The following is a 4,746-nucleotide window of genomic DNA, read 5'->3' as shown; positions in this document are numbered from 1 at the left end:
GGTATAACAAGCCAAGTCAGCGGGAATTTTACTCGCTGAAAAGCGCTCATAAAATCCCCTGCTTGGGGCGTTATACGCACTTTGGTATTCTTATGAATCTTATAGCATCAAAAATTTCACACATACCCAGTGTAAAAGTAACTATAAATAATAGTGCTGAGGAAGTTTCCTTATTAGGTGGCATCACCGAAAGTGATATATACGAATTGCTTAGCACTTTAAAAGTAAACAATGTTGAAATGGCGTTTTATGATCCTTGCTATCCTTCACCAAGTGATCCTGGGGCATACTTTAATTACTCTAGCAAAACTGGTTCTTGGAAAATGACGTTAGGAAATCATGGCTGGAGTGGCGGAATCTATCAAATCAACGATGTGGTTCTAAAAGCACAATTATTAAGCCTAACTTCTAAAAGTAAACTAAGTAATTTAAAGTTATCTAATAAGTGTTTTGGTTCTCAGTATGCTCCTGAAAGCAATGAAAAGAACATAAAAATCAACAAACTGCTGTTAGAATTGCATAGTAAATGATGTGCGCATAACAAGTTGCTTAAACGGACGTGTAACAGTTGGCTCACGCTCGTGCCTCGCAAGTTTAGCCAACTGCCACACGCCGCTTAGCAAGGCGTTAGCTTTTTAAGGAGAGTTTCGTGGCAAAACCAATAGCTTTTGGCGATTATCAGTTTAGAACTAAAAAAAGTGCGACTGAAGAGGCTCGCCGAAGAATAAGCAATTATGAAGCGAATGATAGGCTTAATGCCGAAGATGAAATGTTTTTTACATCTTTATTCACCTTACATTCTGAATTTGCAGAAAAAAAAGGTGTGGGAATAAGCTACATTAAAGTCCAAAGAGACTTTCATAATAATCGTTGTTTATATATTTGCAGAGTTGATGGTTCTGAAATTGATTGTAGTTGGGTGCATTGCATACAGCCGGCACCACAAAAAACTGTTGTTTCAATGGCATTTAGGAGGGCAGTAAAACAAATTATTATCGCTTACAAGACTGCCCAAATAGATAACGTGGTTGTATGCCCAATATTAAAAACGAAATTAACTTTTTACAACAGCCATGTTTCATATTTATCCCCTTCATTTGAGAATATGTTAAATAACTTTCTCGATGACCGTGAAATTGATATCACATCAGTAGCTTTAGTTAATCCAAAACCAGATGATGAAGATCAACGAGGTAAAGTTGCTGACCAAAATTTGGTAGAAGAATGGCGTAGCTACCATAAAAATAATGCAACTCTTCAATTATTGAGTGCGGAAGCAAATTTGCGTAAATTAAAAAGCTAACAAGCTGTTAAACAAGGACAAAAAACAGTTGGCTTTTGTTCCTTCGTCGCTATTTTAGCCAACAATTTTTTGCCTGTTAACAGGGCGTTGAGGCTGTAGAATTACTCATTTGGTCAAATTTTAGCTGATTTTAGGGGCTCAAATGCATTGCTTAGTGCGAGATAATCGCTTAGAAAGCGATACAAGGGGCCTAAGAAATGGCTAAATTTATAAAAATAGAAATTCTACAGGCTCGTTAGTTGCTTTATCGAATCACTTGCATGCATTCGAATCTAAGAATATCAAAAGGATTAATTAATGCCCTTCAGTTTTATAAAGTACTCTAGAAGTGATTACCTACCTCAGAATGCAACTCATCTGGTTTGTTTAAAAGAAGATAACTGGGATGACTTTGGTTTTAAAACTATTTTTACCGTTGTTGTTTATGATGAGACTGGCCGTACTCATGACTTAGGTAATGTTAAAATAGGATATAAAGGTCAATCAGATGGATGGACAAGTGAGCGAATTGAGCGAAAGTTTACGTCTTTAGATGAAGATTTCTTTTCATTAGGTCAAGAACCTGAATACTATGAAAAGATTAATAACGATCTATCGGAAGATTGTAAAAGCAACCTACTAAACGGGTTAAGAGATATTGCTTTTAATAATTCATATTTTGAAGTTGCAAAATCAGATGAAACAGAAGCTAAAGCTAAGGATTTAAACTCTGTATTTAATGTTTCATTATTGCGAAATGTCTCCCCTAGTGTAATAACAGAACAGTTTAGGAGAATACTTGATGGTGGAAGCCCCCTTACCGAATACAATTTCTTTTATGAAAAACCTAAAAGTGACAGCTATTCTGGGGTTAAAGTTGAATTCGAGGTTGATCCAAGTGTAAAACCTTCGAGCAATATTCACATTTTAATTGGCCCAAATGGTGTTGGCAAAACTACCTTGTTAAATAATATGGTAAAAGCAATATTACCTGATAAGGAAGGAAGTGTTGCTGATGCAGGGGGGTTCTTTCAACAGGGATATTTCGGACCAGCAGCTTTAGAAGACGACTATTTCAGAGGGGTAGTTTCCGTTTCTTTTAGCGCATTCGATCCATTTGACCCTCCATCTCCTCGCCCTAATAAAAATGATGGTATTTGTTATAACTATATTGGCCTTAAAACTATTAACCAGCCTAACTACAACAATGAAGATAGACTAAAAACAACAACAGAATTGTGTAGTGAATTAGTTGAGAGTCTTAAAGTTTGTTTATCAGTCACTGGTAAGCGTAAACGTTGGGTGAATGCCGTCCAAAAATTAGAGTCTGATATTAATTTTTCAGATATGAACCTTTGTTCATTGATCGATATTGAAAGAGAAGATGAATCGGAAAATCGGGATGAATTAGGTCAGGCTGCACTTGCAATATTCTCTAGGCTAAGTTCTGGACATGCAATCGTGTTATTAACACTAACTAAGCTAGTTGAAACGATTGAAGAGAAAACGCTAGTTTTAATTGATGAGCCTGAGAGCCATTTACACCCACCTTTGCTCTCTGCATTTATGCGTGCATTATCTGATTTGTTGATGAGCAGGAATGGAGTCGCAATCATAGCAACCCACTCACCTGTGGTTTTACAAGAGACCCCGAAAACATGTGTTTCAATATTGAGGCGCTCTCGTTTGGAAGGGGGAATTGATAAACCAACTATCGAGACATTTGGAGAGAATGTTGGGACTTTAACAAGGGAAGTTTTTCATCTAGAGGTATCTAAATCTGGGTTTTATGACTTATTGCTCAAAAGTGTTCAGAAAGGAAAAAGCTATGAACAAATATTAGAAGAGTATCAAAATCAATTAGGTTTTGAGGGGCAAGCGATTGTAAGAGCACTAATAGCAAATATAGAGGAGTAAAGTATGTTTGCTATTACTAAACCAGAGCTAGATATTGATTCAGTTTTTGAGGCGTGTGCAGGTAGTATTCAAGACCCTCTTAACAGAAGAAGAATTTTAAGCATCAAATCGTACATAAGAGGGTGCCATAAAGTATATAACATTCATGCAGTGTATTCTTTGCTGTTCTGTTTAAAAGATGAACATCTTAGCCACCCTGCTTGTGATGCAAGTAAGAGTGAATTGGTTAAATTATATGAACAGCAAATGGTTCAGAATAAAGAAGGTAGAAAGCAATACGACCTTATACTAAATAGGGCTCCGAATGGAATCTGTCCATTTTGTGGTTTTGCGCAAGCAACAACCCTCGACCATTATATGCCAAAAAAGAAATTTCCAAGTTTTTCTATCAGCCCACTAAATTTAGTTCCGTCATGTAGTGATTGTAATACAGGGAAAAATGAAGATGTCGCAGGAAACCAACTAGAGCAGATAATACACCCATACTATGATCATGACCTGTTTAGTGAGCAGTGGCTATTTGCGATGGTTAACGAAACTAGCCCTCCATCACTTACATTCTTTACTAACCCCCCAAGTCATTGGGAAACTGTTAACGTAAAACGAGTTGCTTCTCATTTTAAAGATTTTAAATTAGCAAAAAGATTTTCAGTGCAAGTGGCTGATGAAATTTCAATCTTAAGGCATGAGTTAGAGTATGATTTTTATGTTTCAAAAGCTACTGGAGTAAAGCAAGCATTAACTAAAAAGCACACTGCTTGCTCAAGAGTTTATAAGAATTGGTGGAAAACAGCGATGTATCAAGCCTTGGCTTCAAGTGATTGGTATTGTAATGGCGGGTTTAAGTAGTAAATGCAACTAACAAGCGCCTGCAATCTGACCTCCGGCCACTGTCACCTTTTTTGCATAAAACCGCAAAAAAGGCGCCAGTAGCCTCCGGCAGTTGAGGCGGGCGTTATGCGGCATTGCGAAATCGACTAAATGTCATTGCAGCCGTTGTGTTTTATAAAGGGTTTAGTGGTTGCTGCCTTTTCTTTTACTTGGCAAATTATTCGTAAGTAAGTCTGTTTCAACTTATGGCTAAACAGTTTTTCGCCAAAGTAGGTTAGTGGTAAATTAAGTTTTTATCGTGTGGCTCAAAATTCACGGCTTAGAGCATCACAATGCAATGGTCTTTTAAAACGTGCATTGTATACCATTAATATTTATACAAATAGTATGCTATTGTAATCTGAAAATCGCATCAAGACGACACTAGTGACATGCCTATCTGTTTGATGCCACTATAATCACTTAGCTCTACCACCGACATTGAGTAAAAATCTAACAATGCTGACCACCTTAGCCATAAGTAACTATCGCTCTCTTAGAGAAGTAAAAGTGACACTTAAACAGCTCAACTTAGTCACTGGTGCCAATGGCTGCGGTAAATCTAACCTCTACAAGGCACTGCGTCTACTCGCACAAACAGCCCAAGGTGGCGTGGTCAATGCGTTAGCGCAAGAGGGAGGACTGGACTCCTGTTTTTGGGCTGGTCCAGAAAACAT

Annotated in this window: 5 protein-coding genes; all 5 read left to right on the top strand. The window is 37.4% G+C overall.

What is annotated here, in order from left to right; genetic code table 11:
* Nucleotides 1-530 (top strand): hypothetical protein (locus ORI98_RS18065; RefSeq protein ID WP_306136146.1); only part of this gene is annotated, 530 nt, incomplete at its 5' end.
* 119 nt (nucleotides 531-649) lie between these two features.
* Nucleotides 650-1,303, top strand: coding sequence for a DCL family protein (locus tag ORI98_RS18060; RefSeq protein WP_306136145.1), 654 nt, complete (start codon nucleotides 650-652; stop codon nucleotides 1,301-1,303).
* 297 nt (nucleotides 1,304-1,600) lie between these two features.
* Nucleotides 1,601-3,199 (top strand): AAA family ATPase, encoded by a 1,599-nt coding sequence (locus ORI98_RS18055; RefSeq protein WP_306136144.1) that lies wholly within the window; start codon nucleotides 1,601-1,603, stop codon nucleotides 3,197-3,199.
* A 3-nt stretch (nucleotides 3,200-3,202) separates the two neighbouring features.
* On the top strand, nucleotides 3,203-4,048 hold the full coding sequence (locus tag ORI98_RS18050) for an HNH endonuclease (protein ID WP_306136143.1): 846 nt from the start codon (nucleotides 3,203-3,205) through the stop codon (nucleotides 4,046-4,048).
* 480 nt (nucleotides 4,049-4,528) lie between these two features.
* Nucleotides 4,529-4,746, top strand: a 218-nt coding sequence (locus tag ORI98_RS18045) for an AAA family ATPase (protein ID WP_306136142.1), incomplete at its 3' end; no start/stop codon positions are given.

This window comes from Shewanella sp. ULN5, from assembly GCF_030731885.1.
Taxonomy (GTDB): Bacteria; Pseudomonadota; Gammaproteobacteria; order Enterobacterales; family Shewanellaceae; genus Shewanella; species Shewanella holmiensis.
This window is presented reverse-complemented; position numbering and strand designations above follow the sequence as displayed.

Excerpts from the sequence above, each read along its gene's own strand:
- ORI98_RS18050 (WP_306136143.1), top strand. The coding sequence starts at position 3,203 with ATGTTTGCTATTACTAAACCAGAGCTAGATATTGATTCAGTTTTTGAG.
- ORI98_RS18055 (WP_306136144.1), top strand. The coding sequence starts at position 1,601 with ATGCCCTTCAGTTTTATAAAGTACTCTAGAAGTGATTACCTACCTCAG.